Below are 12,754 nucleotides of genomic sequence, written 5' to 3'. Positions count from 1 at the left end.
AACGCCGCACGCAGAAACCTCCGGGCGCACCGGAATACCTCTGAAGGCCAAATGAAAAACGCCGTTTCCCCCTCAGGAAACGGCGTTTTTTCTTAAGCGCATTCAGCGCGGCTCAAAGAAACGCCCAGCGCACCCCCAGCCAGGCGGTACGCGGCGCCCCCGGAGCAACGAAGGTCTCACCCACCGAATTGCTGCGCCTGCCGTTGACCGTACCGTTACCGGCGGCGCCATCGGTTCGCAGCACGCCGTTGTCGTCAAACGGATTGGCGCCAAGCATGCCGGCCGTGGCGTACTCACGGTCGAACAGGTTGTTGACTTGGGCGAAGACACGCCAGGCCGGAGTGAGCTGGTAGGCGCCGTTGAGGTTGAACACGGTATAGCCGCCGATCTCGCCGCCGCCCTGGTACAGGCCGCCGCTCTGATGGTCGTTGTTCTCGTTGCCGCGTACGTAGGAACTGGAGACGCTGATGGCATCGGCGCCGATGCTCAGGCGCTCGGTCACCGCGTAGTCGGCCGACAGCTTGAGGATGTTGCGCGGGACCAGCGGAATGCGGTCGCCGGACTTCACGCTGATGTTGCCGTCGTCCGCGCTGCTGTTGGCCTCGCCCAGGAAGGTTTCGCCCGAGCGGTAGGTGGCGTCGATGAAGGTGTAGTTGGCGGCCAGCGCCCAGTCGCCCCAATTCCCGGAAATGCCGGTTTCGACGCCGCGCCGGCGGGTTTCGCCGAAGTTCGCGAAGTAGCCGCTGCCGCTGGTGCTGGAGGACACGAACATGATGTCGTTGCTGTTGCGTGCACTGAACAGCCCGGCGTTCCACTGCACGTTGTTTCCGATCAGGCCGCGCAGGCCGGCTTCCCAGGTGCGCGTCACCACCTGTTCCAACGGTGGATCGCCAGCCATGGAGTTGGGCAGGCGGCAGGGCGACTCGGGGTTGGCGCAGCCCAGCTCGATGGTGGTCGGGGCCCGGCTGCCTTCGCTGTAGCCGACGTAGGTGGTCAGGCTGGGCGTCGGACGGAAGGTCAGGCCGATGGCCGGGTTGAAGCGGTTGAAGCTGTGCTTGCCGCTGAGCGAGGCGTTCTCGTCGACGGTATCGCCCAGGGTGTCGCCGTCGAGTTCGTAGTGGGACAGTTGGTCGTGGTTGCGCACCGAGATGTCGTTGTAGCGCCCGGACAGCGTGAGGTCGAGCGTCGGGGCCAGGCTCAGGGTGTCGCTGCCGTAGAGGCTCCAGGTGCGGGTGTTGCCCTTCAGGCGCGCGGCGCGGTCGTCCAGCTCGCCGTCGAGGTTGAAGGCGTTGCCGGCTTCGGCGTACACGCCGGTGCCGACGATGCCGCGGTCGGCGGTGAGCGCGCCGTATTCGGCCGACTGCCGGAAGCGTACCTGGCTGTAGTCGAAGCCGCCGCCCAGGGACAGCAGATTTTCCTTGCCGAACAGGCGGTTGCGCAGCGAGAACTGCTCGAACAGGCCGATATTGCTCTGGGTGGTACTGGTGCGGTTGATCATCCCGGTGCATTTCTCGCCGGGTTCGCCGCCCGGCTCGAACTGCGCGACGCAGGCCGCCAGGTTCGCCGCGGTGGTGTAGCTGCCGGCCGTCGGCAGGATGTTCTGCCCGGCTTCGCCGATGCCCTCGGGCAGGGACTCGTCGTTGATGTCGCCGTTGAAGGTGTCGGTCTTGATGTGGTGGTAGTAAAGGTTGCCGGAAGCGCTCAGGTCGTCGCTGTAGTCGTGGTTCCACTGCAGGTTGAGGAAGTTGGCGGTGTTCTGCGTGTTGTCCGGATAGGTGTACACGCTGTCGCGGTCGCGGCGCAGGAAGCTCTCGGGGACCATGCCGTTACCGTTGAGGTCGCTGTCGGCGAAGCTGTAGGTCAGCTTCAGGTCGGTGGCCTCGCCCTGCCAGCCGAGCTTGCCGAACAGCTGCTGCGCGTCGGAGTCGGAGTGGTCGCGCCAGCCGTCTTCCTCGAAGTGGGTGCCGGCGAAGAACCAGTCCCATTGCCCCTCGCTGCCGCCGTATTCGGCCTCGCCGATCCTGCGCCCGTAGGAGCCCAGGGTGGCCTGGACGGCGCCGCCGGGGTTGTCGCGGCCGTTCTTGGTCTGCACCGAAAGCGCGCCGCCCAGGGTGTTGAGGCCGAACAGCGGGTTGCTGCCGGGCATCAGTTGCGCGCCGGCGATGGCGTTGTCGGGGATCAGGTCCCAGCTGACGACGTCGCCGAACGGCTGGTTCATGCGCACGCCGTCGAGGTACAGCGACAGCCCCTGGGGCGTGCCGAGCAGCGGCGAGGCGGTGAAGCCGCGGTAGTTGATGTCCGGCTGCAGCGGGTTGTTCTGGATCTCGTTGACGTAGACCCCGGCGCTGCGCCGCTTGAGGTAGTCGGCCAGGTCGAGCGCCTGGCTCTTCTGCATGTCCTCGCCGCTGAAGGTCTGTACCGGCGCGGCGATCTGGTCGCGGGAAACGCCCAGCGAGGGCAGCGGCAGGCTGCTGATCACCTCGCTCTGCCCGAGCGACAGGGGCTGCTCGCCGTCCGCGGCCCGGGCGGGCAGGGCGAGGCCGGCGGCATGGGCCACGAGCAGGGCGAGGGCGCTCGGGCCGAAGGGGTGGCGTCTGGGCATGGCAGTGCTTCCTGGTTCTTGTTGGCGTTGTGGAGCTGCGCGGCCGAATCGCTCTGCCGCGCCTGGGCCAGGCGCGCAGGTGCTCGGTGGGGAGGGGGCCTTGGCCGGCGTGCTGCTGCACGGAGGACACTAGGGCCCTGGGCGGGGTGGGAAAATCCTACGTTGGATGCGGGCGCATCGTACGAACGTACTGGATGGCCGCCGCTGGGCGTCGGCAGCGCTGCGGCGCAGGGTGACGCCTGGCTGCGGATTCAGGTAAACTCCCCGGCTATTTTTCGGCGGATCGCCGCCTTCAGCCTTCCGAGTGTGTCAAGCCGTGAGTGACCTGAGTCATATCCGCAACTTCTCCATCATCGCCCACATCGACCATGGCAAGTCGACCCTGGCCGACCGCTTCATCCAGATGTGCGGTGGTCTGTCCGACCGCGAGATGGAAGCGCAGGTCCTCGACTCCATGGACCTGGAGCGCGAGCGGGGCATCACCATCAAGGCCCACAGCGTCACCCTGCACTACAAGGCGAAGGACGGTAAGACCTACCAGCTGAACTTCATCGACACCCCCGGCCACGTCGACTTCACCTACGAAGTCAGCCGCTCCCTGGCCGCCTGCGAAGGCGCGCTGCTGGTGGTGGACGCCGGCCAGGGCGTCGAGGCGCAGTCGGTGGCCAACTGCTACACCGCCATCGAGCAGGGCCTGGAAGTCATGCCCGTGCTGAACAAGATGGACCTGCCGCAGGCCGACCCGGACCGCGTGAAGGACGAGATCGAGAGCATCATCGGCATCGACGCCACCGACGCCGTGGCCTGCTCGGCGAAGAGCGGCATGGGCGTGGACGAGGTGCTCGAGCGCCTGGTGCAGACCATCCCGGCGCCCGAGGGCGAGATCGAGGCGCCGCTGCAGGCGCTGATCATCGACTCCTGGTTCGACAACTACCTGGGCGTGGTCTCGCTGGTGCGCGTCAAGCACGGCCGCGTCAAGAAGGGCGACAAGATCCTGGTGAAGTCCACCGGCAAGCTGCACCAGGTGGACAGCGTCGGCGTGTTCTCGCCGAAGCACACCGAGACGCCGGACCTCAAGGCCGGCGAAGTGGGCTTCATCATCGCCGGCATCAAGGACATCCACGGCGCGCCCGTGGGTGACACCCTGACCCTCAGCACCACCCCCGACGTGGCCGTGCTGCCCGGCTTCAAGCGTATCAAGCCGCAGGTCTACGCCGGCCTGTTCCCGGTCAGCTCCGACGACTTCGAGGACTTCCGCGAAGCCCTGCAGAAGCTGACGCTGAACGACGCCGCCCTGCAGTACGAGCCGGAAAGCTCCGAGGCCCTGGGCTTCGGCTTCCGCATCGGCTTCCTCGGCATGTTGCACATGGAGATCATCCAGGAGCGCCTGGAGCGCGAATACGACCTGGACCTGATCACCACGGCGCCCACCGTAATCTTCGAGATCGTGCAGAAGAACGGCGACATCCTCTATGTCGACAACCCGTCCAAGCTGCCCGACCTTTCGTCCATCGACGAGATGCGCGAGCCCATCTGCCGGGCCACCATCCTTGTGCCTCAGGAGCACCTGGGCAACGTCATCACCCTGTGCATCGAGAAACGCGGTGTGCAGCGTGACATGCACTTCCTCAGCGGCCAGGTCCAGGTGATCTACGACCTGCCGATGAACGAAGTGGTGCTGGACTTCTTCGACCGTCTGAAGTCGACCAGCCGCGGCTATGCCTCGCTGGACTACAGCTTCGACCGCTTCGAGCCGGCCAACCTGGTCCGTCTCGACGTGCTGATCAACGGCGAGAAGGTGGACGCCCTCGCCCTGATCGTCCACCGCGACAACGCCCCTTACAAGGGGCGCCAGCTGGTGGAGAAGATGAAGGAACTGATCCCGCGTCAGATGTTCGACGTCGCGATTCAGGCGGCCATCGGCGGGCAGATCATCGCCCGTTCGACGGTCAAGGCGCTCAGGAAGAACGTGCTGGCCAAGTGCTACGGTGGTGACGTGAGCCGTAAGCGCAAGCTGCTGGAGAAGCAGAAGGCCGGTAAGAAAAGGATGAAGCAGGTCGGTAGCGTGGAGATTCCCCAGGAAGCCTTCCTCGCCGTGCTCAAAGTGGACAGTTAGATTCTATGACGCTGAATTTCCCGCTGTTGCTGGTGATCGCCGTCGCCCTGTGCGGCGCCCTGGCCCTGGTCGACCTGGTGCTTTTCGCACCGCGCCGCCGGGCCGCCATTTCCGCCTACCAGGGCTCGGTCACCGAGCCCGATCCGGAAGTGCTGGACAAGCTGAACAAGGAACCCGTGCTGATCGAGTACGGCAAGTCCTTCTTCCCGGTGCTGTTCATCGTGCTGGTGCTGCGGTCCTTCCTGGTCGAGCCGTTCCAGATTCCCTCCGGCTCGATGAAGCCCACCCTCGAGGTCGGCGACTTCATCCTGGTCAACAAGTTCGCCTACGGCATCCGCCTGCCGGTGCTGGACGCCAAGGTGATCCCGGTCGGCGACCCGCAGCGCGGCGACGTCATGGTGTTCCGCTACCCCAGCGACCCGAACATCAACTACATCAAGCGTGTGGTCGGCGTGCCGGGTGACCGCATCCGCTACACCAGCGACAAGCGCCTGTACGTCAACGACCAGCTGGTGGCCGAGCAACTGATCGGCGAGGAGCCGGGCAGCCTGGGCAGCGTGACCCTGTACCAGGAGAAGCTGGGCGAGGCCGAGCACCTGATCCGCAAGGAGATGACGCGCTACCGCGTGGAGCCCGGCAAGGAGTGGACGGTACCCGCCGGGCACTACTTCATGATGGGCGACAACCGCGACAACTCCAACGACAGCCGCTACTGGAACGATCCGAAGATCCCCAAGGAGCTGCTGGGCATGGTTCCGGACCGCAACATCGTCGGCAAGGCCTTCGCCGTGTGGATGAGCTGGCCGGACCCGAAACTGCGCAACCTGCCGAACTTCTCGCGGGTCGGCGTGATTCACTGAATGTGAGATGCGTCGAGCGCCGGCCGCCGGTCGGTGCTAGAACGAAGGGCGGGGCGGCACGCGGGGAGCGGGTCTGCCCCGCTTGCACTTGGAACCGCCGGTGGCGGGGGATGAGAACCATACCGACATGAGGTCAGCATGAAGTACGCAGGTTCGCAGAAGGGGATGTCGTTGCTGGGTTGGCTGGTGGTGCTGGCCATTGTGGCCTTCCTGGCCAGTACCGCGTTCAAGATCATTCCGCATTACCTCGACTACTACGCCATCGAGAAGGCCATCAAATCGGTGGAAACCGACAAGGCGGCGGATGTGCGCAGCGTCCCGGAGTTCTACTCTTACGTGGACAAGGCGCTGACCATCAACAACATCCGCGACCTGAAGCTCGAGGACGCGCTGACCGTGGAACAGGACAACAACGAGTTCCGCGCGCACCTGAAGTATGAAAAACGCGAGCCGCTGATCGAGAACCTCGACCTGGTGGTCCACTTCGACAAAGAATTCCGTGTAAGAACGCCGTGAGCAATACCCTGGATCGACTCGAGCGCAAGCTCGGCTACACCTTCAAGGACCAGGACCTGATGGTCCTGGCCCTGACCCATCGCAGCTTCGCCGGGCGCAACAACGAGCGCCTGGAGTTCCTCGGTGACGCCATCCTCAACTTCGTCATCGGCGAAGCCCTGTTCAGCCACTTCCCGCAGGCCCGCGAGGGCCAGCTGTCGCGCCTGCGCGCACGGCTGGTCAAGGGCGAGACCCTGGCCCTGCTGGCCCGTGGCTTCGAGCTGGGTGACTACCTGCGCCTGGGCTCGGGCGAGCTCAAGAGCGGCGGTTTCCGCCGCGAGTCGATCCTCGCCGACGCCATGGAAGCGCTGATCGGCGCCATCTACCTGGACACCGGCATGGATTCCGCGCGCGAGCGCATCCTCGCCTGGCTCGGCCCGCAACTGCGCGAGCTGACCCCGGTGGACACCAACAAGGACCCCAAGACGCGCCTGCAGGAGTTCCTGCAGTCGCGCGCCTGCGAGCTGCCGCGCTACGACGTGGTGGACATCCAGGGCGAACCGCATTGCCGGACCTTCTTCGTCGAGTGCGAAGTGGCCCTGCTGAACGACAAGACCCACGGGCACGGCGGCAGCCGCCGCATCGCCGAGCAGGTGGCCGCCGCCGCCGCGCTGGTGGCCCTGGGCGTGGAGAATGGCCATGACTGAACAACACGACGACATCAGCCGCTGCGGCTACGTCGCCATCGTCGGCCGCCCCAACGTGGGCAAGTCGACGCTGCTCAACCACATCCTCGGGCAGAAGCTGGCCATCACCTCGCGCAAGCCGCAGACCACCCGCCACACCCTGCTCGGCATCAAGACCGAAGGCGCGGTGCAGGCGGTGTACGTCGACACCCCCGGCCTGCACAAGGACAACGACAAGGCGCTGAACCGCTACATGAACCGCTCCGCCAGCGCCGCGCTGAAGGACGTCGACGTGGTGATCTTCGTCGTCGACCGCCTGCGCTGGACCGACGAGGACCAGATGGTCCTGGACCGCGTGCAGCACGTCAGCTGCCCGGTGCTGATCGCGGTGAACAAGGTCGACCGCCTGGAAGACAAGGCCGAGCTGCTGCCGCACCTGCAATGGCTCACCGAGCTGCTGCCCAAGGCCGAAGTGGTGCCGATCTCCGCCCAGCACGGGCAGAACCTCGACCTGCTGGAAAAACTGGTGGCCGAGCGCCTGCCGGAAAGCGAGCACTTCTTCCCCGAAGACCAGATCACCGACCGCAGCAGCCGCTTCCTCGCAGCCGAGCTGGTGCGCGAGAAAATCATGCGCCAGCTCGGCGCCGAGCTGCCCTACCAGATCACCGTGGAGATCGAGGAGTTCAAGCAGGAGGGCGCCGTGCTGCACATCCACGCGCTGATCCTGGTGGAACGCGAAGGGCAGAAGAAGATCATCATCGGCGACAAGGGCGAGCGCATCAAAAGCATCGGCCAGAGCGCGCGCAAGGACATGGAAGTGCTGTTCGACTCCAAGGTCATGCTCAACCTCTGGGTCAAGGTGAAGGGCGGCTGGTCCGACGACGAACGCGCCCTGCGCTCGCTCGGCTACGGCGACCTCTGACACCCACCCGCGCGGCCCGCTCCAACGGGCCGCCTGAAGGCCGCACCCGCGCATGAGCCTCGTCAGCGTTCCCCTGCCGACCTTCATCCTGCACAGCCGCCCGTACAAGGAAACCAGCGCGCTGGTGGACTTCTTCACCCCCGAAGGCCGCCTGCGCGCCGTGCTGCGCGGCGCGCGCGGCAAGTCCGGGGCGCTGGCGCGGCCGTTCGTGCCGCTGGAGGCGGAATTCCGCGGCCGCGGCGAGCTGAAGAACGTCAGCCGCCTGGAGGCTGCCGGCATCCCCAACCTGCTGGCGGGCGAGGCGCTATTCAGCGGCTTGTATCTGAACGAATTGCTGATTCGTGTGCTGCCGGCCGAGGTCGCCCATCCCGAGCTGTTCGAGCACTATCGCGCGACGCTGCCGGCGCTGGCCGCGGGGCGCCCGCTGGAGCCCTTGCTGCGGGCCTTCGAATGGCGGCTGCTGGACGAGCTGGGCTATGGTTTCGCCCTCGATCGCGATATTGTCGGACAAGACATCGTCCCCGGCGGCCTCTACCGCCTGCTGCCCGACGCCGGCCTGGAGCCGGTGGGCGGCTTCCAGCCGGGCCTGTTCCACGGCGCCGACCTGCTGGCCATGGCTGAGGCCGACTGGAGCGCCCCCGGCGCCCTGGCCGCGGCCAAGCGCCTGATGCGCCAGGCCCTGGCGCCGCACCTCGGCGGCCGACCGCTGGTCAGCCGCGAACTCTTCATGAATCGCAAGGAACCTCCCCGTGACTGAAGCCAACCGCATCCTCCTCGGCGTCAATATCGACCACGTCGCGACCCTGCGCCAGGCCCGCGGCACCCGCTACCCGGACCCGGTGAAAGCGGCGCTGGACGCCGAGGAAGCCGGCGCCGACGGCATCACCGTGCACCTGCGCGAGGACCGCCGGCACATCCAGGACCGCGACGTGCGCGTGCTCGCCGAGGTGCTGCAGACGCGCATGAACTTCGAGATGGGCGTGACCGAGGAGATGCTGGCCTTCGCCGAGGCGATCCGCCCGGCCCACGTCTGCCTGGTCCCGGAAACCCGCCAGGAATTGACCACCGAAGGCGGCCTGGACGTGGCCGGCCAGGAAGCGCGCATCCACGCCGCGGTGCAGCGCCTGGCCGCCGCCGGCTGCGAGGTGTCGCTGTTCATCGATGCCGACCCGCGGCAGATCGAAGCCTCCGCCCGTATCGGCGCGCCGGCCATCGAACTGCACACCGGGCGCTACGCCGACGCCCACGGCGCGGCGGAAACCGCGCTGGAGCTGGCGCGCATCCGCGACGGCGTGGAGGCTGGCCTGTCCCACGGGCTGATCGTCAACGCCGGCCACGGCCTGCACTACCACAACGTAGAGGCAGTGGCGGCGATCGCCGGGATCAACGAACTGAACATCGGCCACGCCCTGGTGGCCCACGCGCTGTTCGTCGGCTTCAAGCAGGCGGTGGCGGAGATGAAGGCGCTGATCGTGGCGGCGGCCAAGCGCTGAGCCCTAGGGGTTCCGGGCGCGGCTCCGGCGTTGGCGGAGGCGGCGGTGTATCGGCGTATAACCGCGAACGGTTATACGCCCTACGTTTCCTGGGACACCCAGTCGTGGGAGCAATTGTCTTGCCGGCTGCGCCGAGGTGCTCTTCGTAGGAGCGAGCTTGCTCGCGAACAGACTCCGCTGCGAGGCTCATTCGCGAGCAAGCTCGCTCCTACGAGAAGCCGGGCCTGCCCGTACCGTAGGAGCGGACCTTGTCCGCGATAGCCGGACGTCCCGGCGCGATTCGCGGATGAGATCCGCTCCTACGCAACCCCACCCACGGCATTCCCTCTGCCCGCGATTCGCTAGGGCTTGCGCGCCACCAGGGTGGCGCGCAGCGGCGCCGGCAGGCCTTCGAGGGTGCGGCTGGGGTCGTGCGGGTCGAGGAATTCCGGCAGCGACTGGTAGCGCATCCACTGGGTGGAACGCTGTTCCTCCACCGTGGTGCGGCTCTGGTCGACGCAGCGCACATCCGTGAAGCCGGCGCGGCGCAGCCACAGTTCCAGGGCCGCCACCGAGGGCAGGAACCAGACGTTGCGCATCTGCGCGTAGCGGTCCTCCGGCACCAGCACGGTGGTGACGTCGCCTTCCACCACCAGGGTTTCCAGCACCAGTTCGCCGCCGCGGCGCAGGCAGTCCTTGAGCGCGTAGAGATGGTCGATGGGCGAGCGGCGGTGGTAGAGCACGCCCATGGAGAACAGGGTGTCGAAGCCTTCCAGCTTCTCCGGCAGCTCCTCCAGGGTGAGCGGCAGGTGCCAGGCGGGCAGCTCCGGCAGGTAGCGCTTCATCGCCAGGAACTGGCAGAAGAACAGCCAGTTCGGGTCCACCCCCACCACGCTGCGGGCGCCGGCGCCGAGCATGCGCCACTGGTAGTAGCCGTTGCCGCAGCCGACGTCGAGGATGCGCTTGCCGGCCAGGTCCAGGTGCGGCGAGACGCGCTCCCATTTCCAGTCCGAACGCCACTCGGTATCGATGTGCACGCCGAACACGTCGAAGGGCCCCTTGCGCCAGGGGATCAGCCCTTGCAGGGCCGTCTTCAGTTCGGCTCGGGTGGCCTCGTCGCAGGCGCCTTCCAGAGCGAAGCAGCGGGCCAGCTCGACGCTTTCGGCGCGCAGTCCGGGCAACTGGTCGACGGCGGCCAGCCAGCGTTCCAGGTCGCCGTGGCCGTCCGCCACCTTGGCCGCGAGCTGCGCGGCGAGGGATTCGCTCCAGGCTTGCAGGGGCGTGCCGGCCAGTTCCCGGCGCAGGCCGTCGAGGGCGAAGCGTTCGATCATGGCAGGGCGACCAGCGAGGCGAAGTTCAGGCACTGGAACCACGGCACCACCTTGGAGAAACCGGCCTGGGCCAGGCGCTCGCGGTGCTCGTCCAGGGTGTCCGGGCGCATCACGTTCTCGATGGCGGTGCGCTTCTGGGCGATCTCCAGCTCGCTGTAGCCGTTGGCGCGCTTGAAGTCCAGGTGCAGCTCGTTCAGCAGCTCCTGCTCGGCGTCGTCGCTGAAGCGCAGCTTCTCCGAGAGGATGAGCGCGCCGCCGGGCAGCAAGGCCTGGCGGATGCGCTGCAGCAACTCCAGGCGCTTGCCCGGCTCGATGAACTGCAGGGTGAAGTTCATGGCCACCAGCGAGCAGGGCTGGAAGTCCATGGCCAGGATGTCCGCCTCCAGCAGGTCCGCCGGCAGCAGTTCCTGGTACATGGCGTCCTGGGCGCTGAGGTACTCGCGGCAGCGCGCCAGCATGGCGGCGGAGTTGTCCACGCCCAGCACCCGGCAGCCGTCGGCCCTGACGTGGCGGCGCAGCGCCTGGGTCACCGCGCCCAGCGAGCAGCCCAGGTCGTAGATCAGGCTGTGCGGCTGGGCGAAGCGCGCGCCGAGCACGCCGATGTTCTCGACGATGGTCGGGTAGCCCGGCACCGAGCGCTTGATCATGTCCGGGAAGACGCGCGCCACGTCCTCGTTGAAGGTGAAGTCGGCGACGTGTTCCTGGGGTTGGGCGAAGATGCGGTCAGACTCGCTCACGCGGTGGGGCCTCGGTACGGGTGATGCGGACGGCCGGCGCCAGTCTCGGGCGCCGGGGTGCGCATTGTAGCCGAGCGGGGCGCGGCGCCCCAACCTCCGGGCGATGAGCCCGGCGCCTCACTTGAGCTTGTCGGAGAAGTACTCGCCGGCGCCCTGCAGCGGGCCCAGGGGGTTCTTCTTGTCTTCCACGCGGCGGATGTTCGGCTCGCCGTTGCTGACCTTGTGCACCACCACGTCGTCGATCAGCACGAACACCGGGCGGAACGACCAGCCCTGGACCTGGCGGCGCTTGCGGAAGTTGAACATGTCGGCCCAGAAGCTGCCGATGCGCTGGCTGTCGGTCTTGTTGAAGTCGAAGGAATAGCCGATGCAGCGGTCCTTGGCCTGCAGGCAGGTCACCAGGCCGTCGGGCAGGTAGTCGATGGGGATGTTCGGTTGCACGAAGAGCAGGCGCACGTCGATGAACGAGAGCATCTTGGCGTTGCCCTGGGTCAGCGGGTCGAAGCCCAGGCTGAGCAGTTGCGAGCGCGTGGTCCGGCCCGGCACCACCTGTTCGTAGCGGTGCTCGGCGTCCTGGTAGTCGATGAAGGGGGACTGCACTTCGGCGCGCTCGCTGGGCAGCAGGCTGCCGCACGCGCCAAGCATCAGACAGGTTCCAAGCATCCCCAGCAAACGGACTTCAGCACGCATGAAACCTCTCCATTCGATACTCCCTGGTATTTGATCTATAGACGATGACGGCAGCGCCTGCCGGACTTTTCTACAGGGCGAATGTGTCAGTCGACGGAGACCAGGTACTCGCGCATCAGCGGTGCCCAGGCGTCGCCTTCGCGCAGCCTGCGCAGGCCCTCGTCGAGCTGCGCCAGGCGTGCGTCGGCGTCCTTCAGGTGCGGGCTCAGGGCCACGTACATCGGCCGCGGGCTGGGCAGCTCGCCGGCGCTGCGGACCTGCCCGGCGAGGCCCTGGCGCTGGAGGTAGCGGTCGACGATGCGGCGGTCCTCGAGCACCACGTCGACGCGGCCGAGCAGCAGCTTCTGCAGGTTGCGTTCGAGCACGCGCTCGCCGCTGAGGACCTGCACCCGCTCGTGGTCGTCCAGGTTGCGGTCGCGCCAGGCGTCCAGTTGCTCGCCGTAGGAATAGCCCTGCGCCAGGCCGACGGCGAGCCCGTCGAGGGAGGCCGGGTCGCGGTAGCGCCAGTCGCTGTCGGCGCGGGTGTAGAAATGCATGTCGGCCCAGGCGATGGGCTCGCGGCCGATCAGCAGCCCTTGGCTTTCCTCCGCGTAGGCGCCGATCACCCCGTCGATAAGGCCTTCGCGGGCCATCTGCAGGGCCCGCGACCAGGGCAGGTTCTCGAACTGCGGCGGCTCGGGCAGGGCCTGGCCCAGGCCTTCGAGCAGGTAGCCGGGTTTCTCCGGCGTCTGCGGGCACAGGTAGGGGCACCAGTCGTCGCCGCCCAGGCGCAGCGGCTCGGCGGTGGCGCCCAGGGCTGCCGCGCAGCACAGGGCGGTGAGGGTGGCGCGCAGCATGTCGTCC

Annotated in this window: 12 protein-coding genes; 7 read left to right on the top strand and 5 right to left on the bottom strand. The window is 67.1% G+C overall.

Annotation, left to right across the window (positions count from 1 at the left end):
- Positions 1-112: 112 nt before the first annotated feature.
- Positions 113-2,602, bottom strand: coding sequence for a TonB-dependent receptor (locus ACTWJ5_RS25045; protein ID WP_444436771.1), 2,490 nt, complete (start codon positions 2,600-2,602; stop codon positions 113-115).
- 316 nt (positions 2,603-2,918) lie between these two features.
- Between ACTWJ5_RS25045 and lepA the strand changes: the two genes are divergently transcribed.
- The 7 genes from lepA to pdxJ all read left to right on the top strand — a co-directional run bounded on the left by lepA (position 2,919) and on the right by pdxJ (position 9,174).
- The gene (gene lepA, locus ACTWJ5_RS25040; protein ID WP_074978829.1) at positions 2,919-4,718 is read left to right on the top strand and encodes a translation elongation factor 4; all 1,800 of its coding nucleotides are present in this window, start codon (positions 2,919-2,921) and stop codon (positions 4,716-4,718) included.
- 5 nt (positions 4,719-4,723) lie between these two features.
- Positions 4,724-5,578, top strand: coding sequence for a signal peptidase I (gene lepB, locus ACTWJ5_RS25035; protein WP_009616449.1), 855 nt, complete (start codon positions 4,724-4,726; stop codon positions 5,576-5,578).
- A gap of 138 nt (positions 5,579-5,716) precedes the next feature.
- On the top strand, positions 5,717-6,094 hold the full coding sequence (locus ACTWJ5_RS25030; RefSeq protein WP_009616451.1) for a DUF4845 domain-containing protein: 378 nt from the start codon (positions 5,717-5,719) through the stop codon (positions 6,092-6,094).
- Positions 6,091-6,780: a ribonuclease III gene (gene rnc, locus ACTWJ5_RS25025; protein WP_009616452.1), complete on the top strand. Its 690-nt coding sequence runs from the start codon at positions 6,091-6,093 to the stop codon at positions 6,778-6,780. Before ACTWJ5_RS25030 ends, rnc begins: the two co-directional genes overlap by 4 nt.
- The gene (gene era, locus ACTWJ5_RS25020) at positions 6,773-7,681 is read left to right on the top strand and encodes a GTPase Era (protein ID WP_074978826.1); all 909 of its coding nucleotides are present in this window, start codon (positions 6,773-6,775) and stop codon (positions 7,679-7,681) included. Before rnc ends, era begins: the two co-directional genes overlap by 8 nt.
- A 52-nt stretch (positions 7,682-7,733) precedes the next feature.
- The gene (gene recO / locus ACTWJ5_RS25015) at positions 7,734-8,438 is read left to right on the top strand and encodes a DNA repair protein RecO (RefSeq protein ID WP_074978824.1); all 705 of its coding nucleotides are present in this window, start codon (positions 7,734-7,736) and stop codon (positions 8,436-8,438) included.
- The gene (gene pdxJ / locus ACTWJ5_RS25010) at positions 8,431-9,174 is read left to right on the top strand and encodes a pyridoxine 5'-phosphate synthase (protein WP_116422949.1); all 744 of its coding nucleotides are present in this window, start codon (positions 8,431-8,433) and stop codon (positions 9,172-9,174) included. Before recO ends, pdxJ begins: the two co-directional genes overlap by 8 nt.
- Positions 9,175-9,515: 341 nt before the next feature.
- Here pdxJ and cmoB read toward each other — a convergent pair whose 3' ends face one another.
- The 4 genes from cmoB to ACTWJ5_RS24990 form a co-directional block, all read right to left on the bottom strand.
- Entirely contained in the window at positions 9,516-10,484 is a 969-nt protein-coding gene (cmoB, locus tag ACTWJ5_RS25005; RefSeq protein WP_116422950.1) for a tRNA 5-methoxyuridine(34)/uridine 5-oxyacetic acid(34) synthase CmoB, read from the bottom strand.
- On the bottom strand, positions 10,481-11,221 hold the full coding sequence (gene cmoA, locus ACTWJ5_RS25000) for a carboxy-S-adenosyl-L-methionine synthase CmoA (protein WP_116422951.1): 741 nt from the start codon (positions 11,219-11,221) through the stop codon (positions 10,481-10,483). The genes cmoB and cmoA overlap by 4 nt, the downstream gene beginning before the upstream one ends.
- Before the next feature lie 117 nt (positions 11,222-11,338).
- Positions 11,339-11,911: a hypothetical protein gene (locus ACTWJ5_RS24995; RefSeq protein WP_009616464.1), complete on the bottom strand. Its 573-nt coding sequence runs from the start codon at positions 11,909-11,911 to the stop codon at positions 11,339-11,341.
- A gap of 86 nt (positions 11,912-11,997) precedes the next feature.
- The gene (locus ACTWJ5_RS24990; protein WP_116422952.1) at positions 11,998-12,747 is read right to left on the bottom strand and encodes a substrate-binding periplasmic protein; all 750 of its coding nucleotides are present in this window, start codon (positions 12,745-12,747) and stop codon (positions 11,998-12,000) included.
- Positions 12,748-12,754 lie beyond the last annotated feature (7 nt).

This window comes from Pseudomonas sp. A6 (assembly GCF_052367875.1).
GTDB lineage: Bacteria > Pseudomonadota > Gammaproteobacteria > Pseudomonadales > Pseudomonadaceae > Pseudomonas > Pseudomonas citronellolis.
Note: the sequence above shows the minus strand (reverse complement) of the source record. Positions and strands in the feature narration are given on the sequence as shown.

Coding starts and splice junctions, on each gene's coding strand:
- ACTWJ5_RS25045 (WP_444436771.1), bottom strand. CDS start 2,602: ATGCCCAGACGCCACCCCTTCGGCCCGAGCGCCCTCGCCCTGCTCGTG.
- lepB (WP_009616449.1), top strand. CDS start 4,724: ATGACGCTGAATTTCCCGCTGTTGCTGGTGATCGCCGTCGCCCTGTGC.
- ACTWJ5_RS25030 (WP_009616451.1), top strand. CDS start 5,717: ATGAAGTACGCAGGTTCGCAGAAGGGGATGTCGTTGCTGGGTTGGCTG.
- era (WP_074978826.1), top strand. CDS start 6,773: ATGACTGAACAACACGACGACATCAGCCGCTGCGGCTACGTCGCCATC.
- recO (WP_074978824.1), top strand. CDS start 7,734: ATGAGCCTCGTCAGCGTTCCCCTGCCGACCTTCATCCTGCACAGCCGC.
- cmoB (WP_116422950.1), bottom strand. CDS start 10,484: ATGATCGAACGCTTCGCCCTCGACGGCCTGCGCCGGGAACTGGCCGGC.
- ACTWJ5_RS24995 (WP_009616464.1), bottom strand. CDS start 11,911: ATGCGTGCTGAAGTCCGTTTGCTGGGGATGCTTGGAACCTGTCTGATG.
- ACTWJ5_RS24990 (WP_116422952.1), bottom strand. CDS start 12,747: ATGCTGCGCGCCACCCTCACCGCCCTGTGCTGCGCGGCAGCCCTGGGC.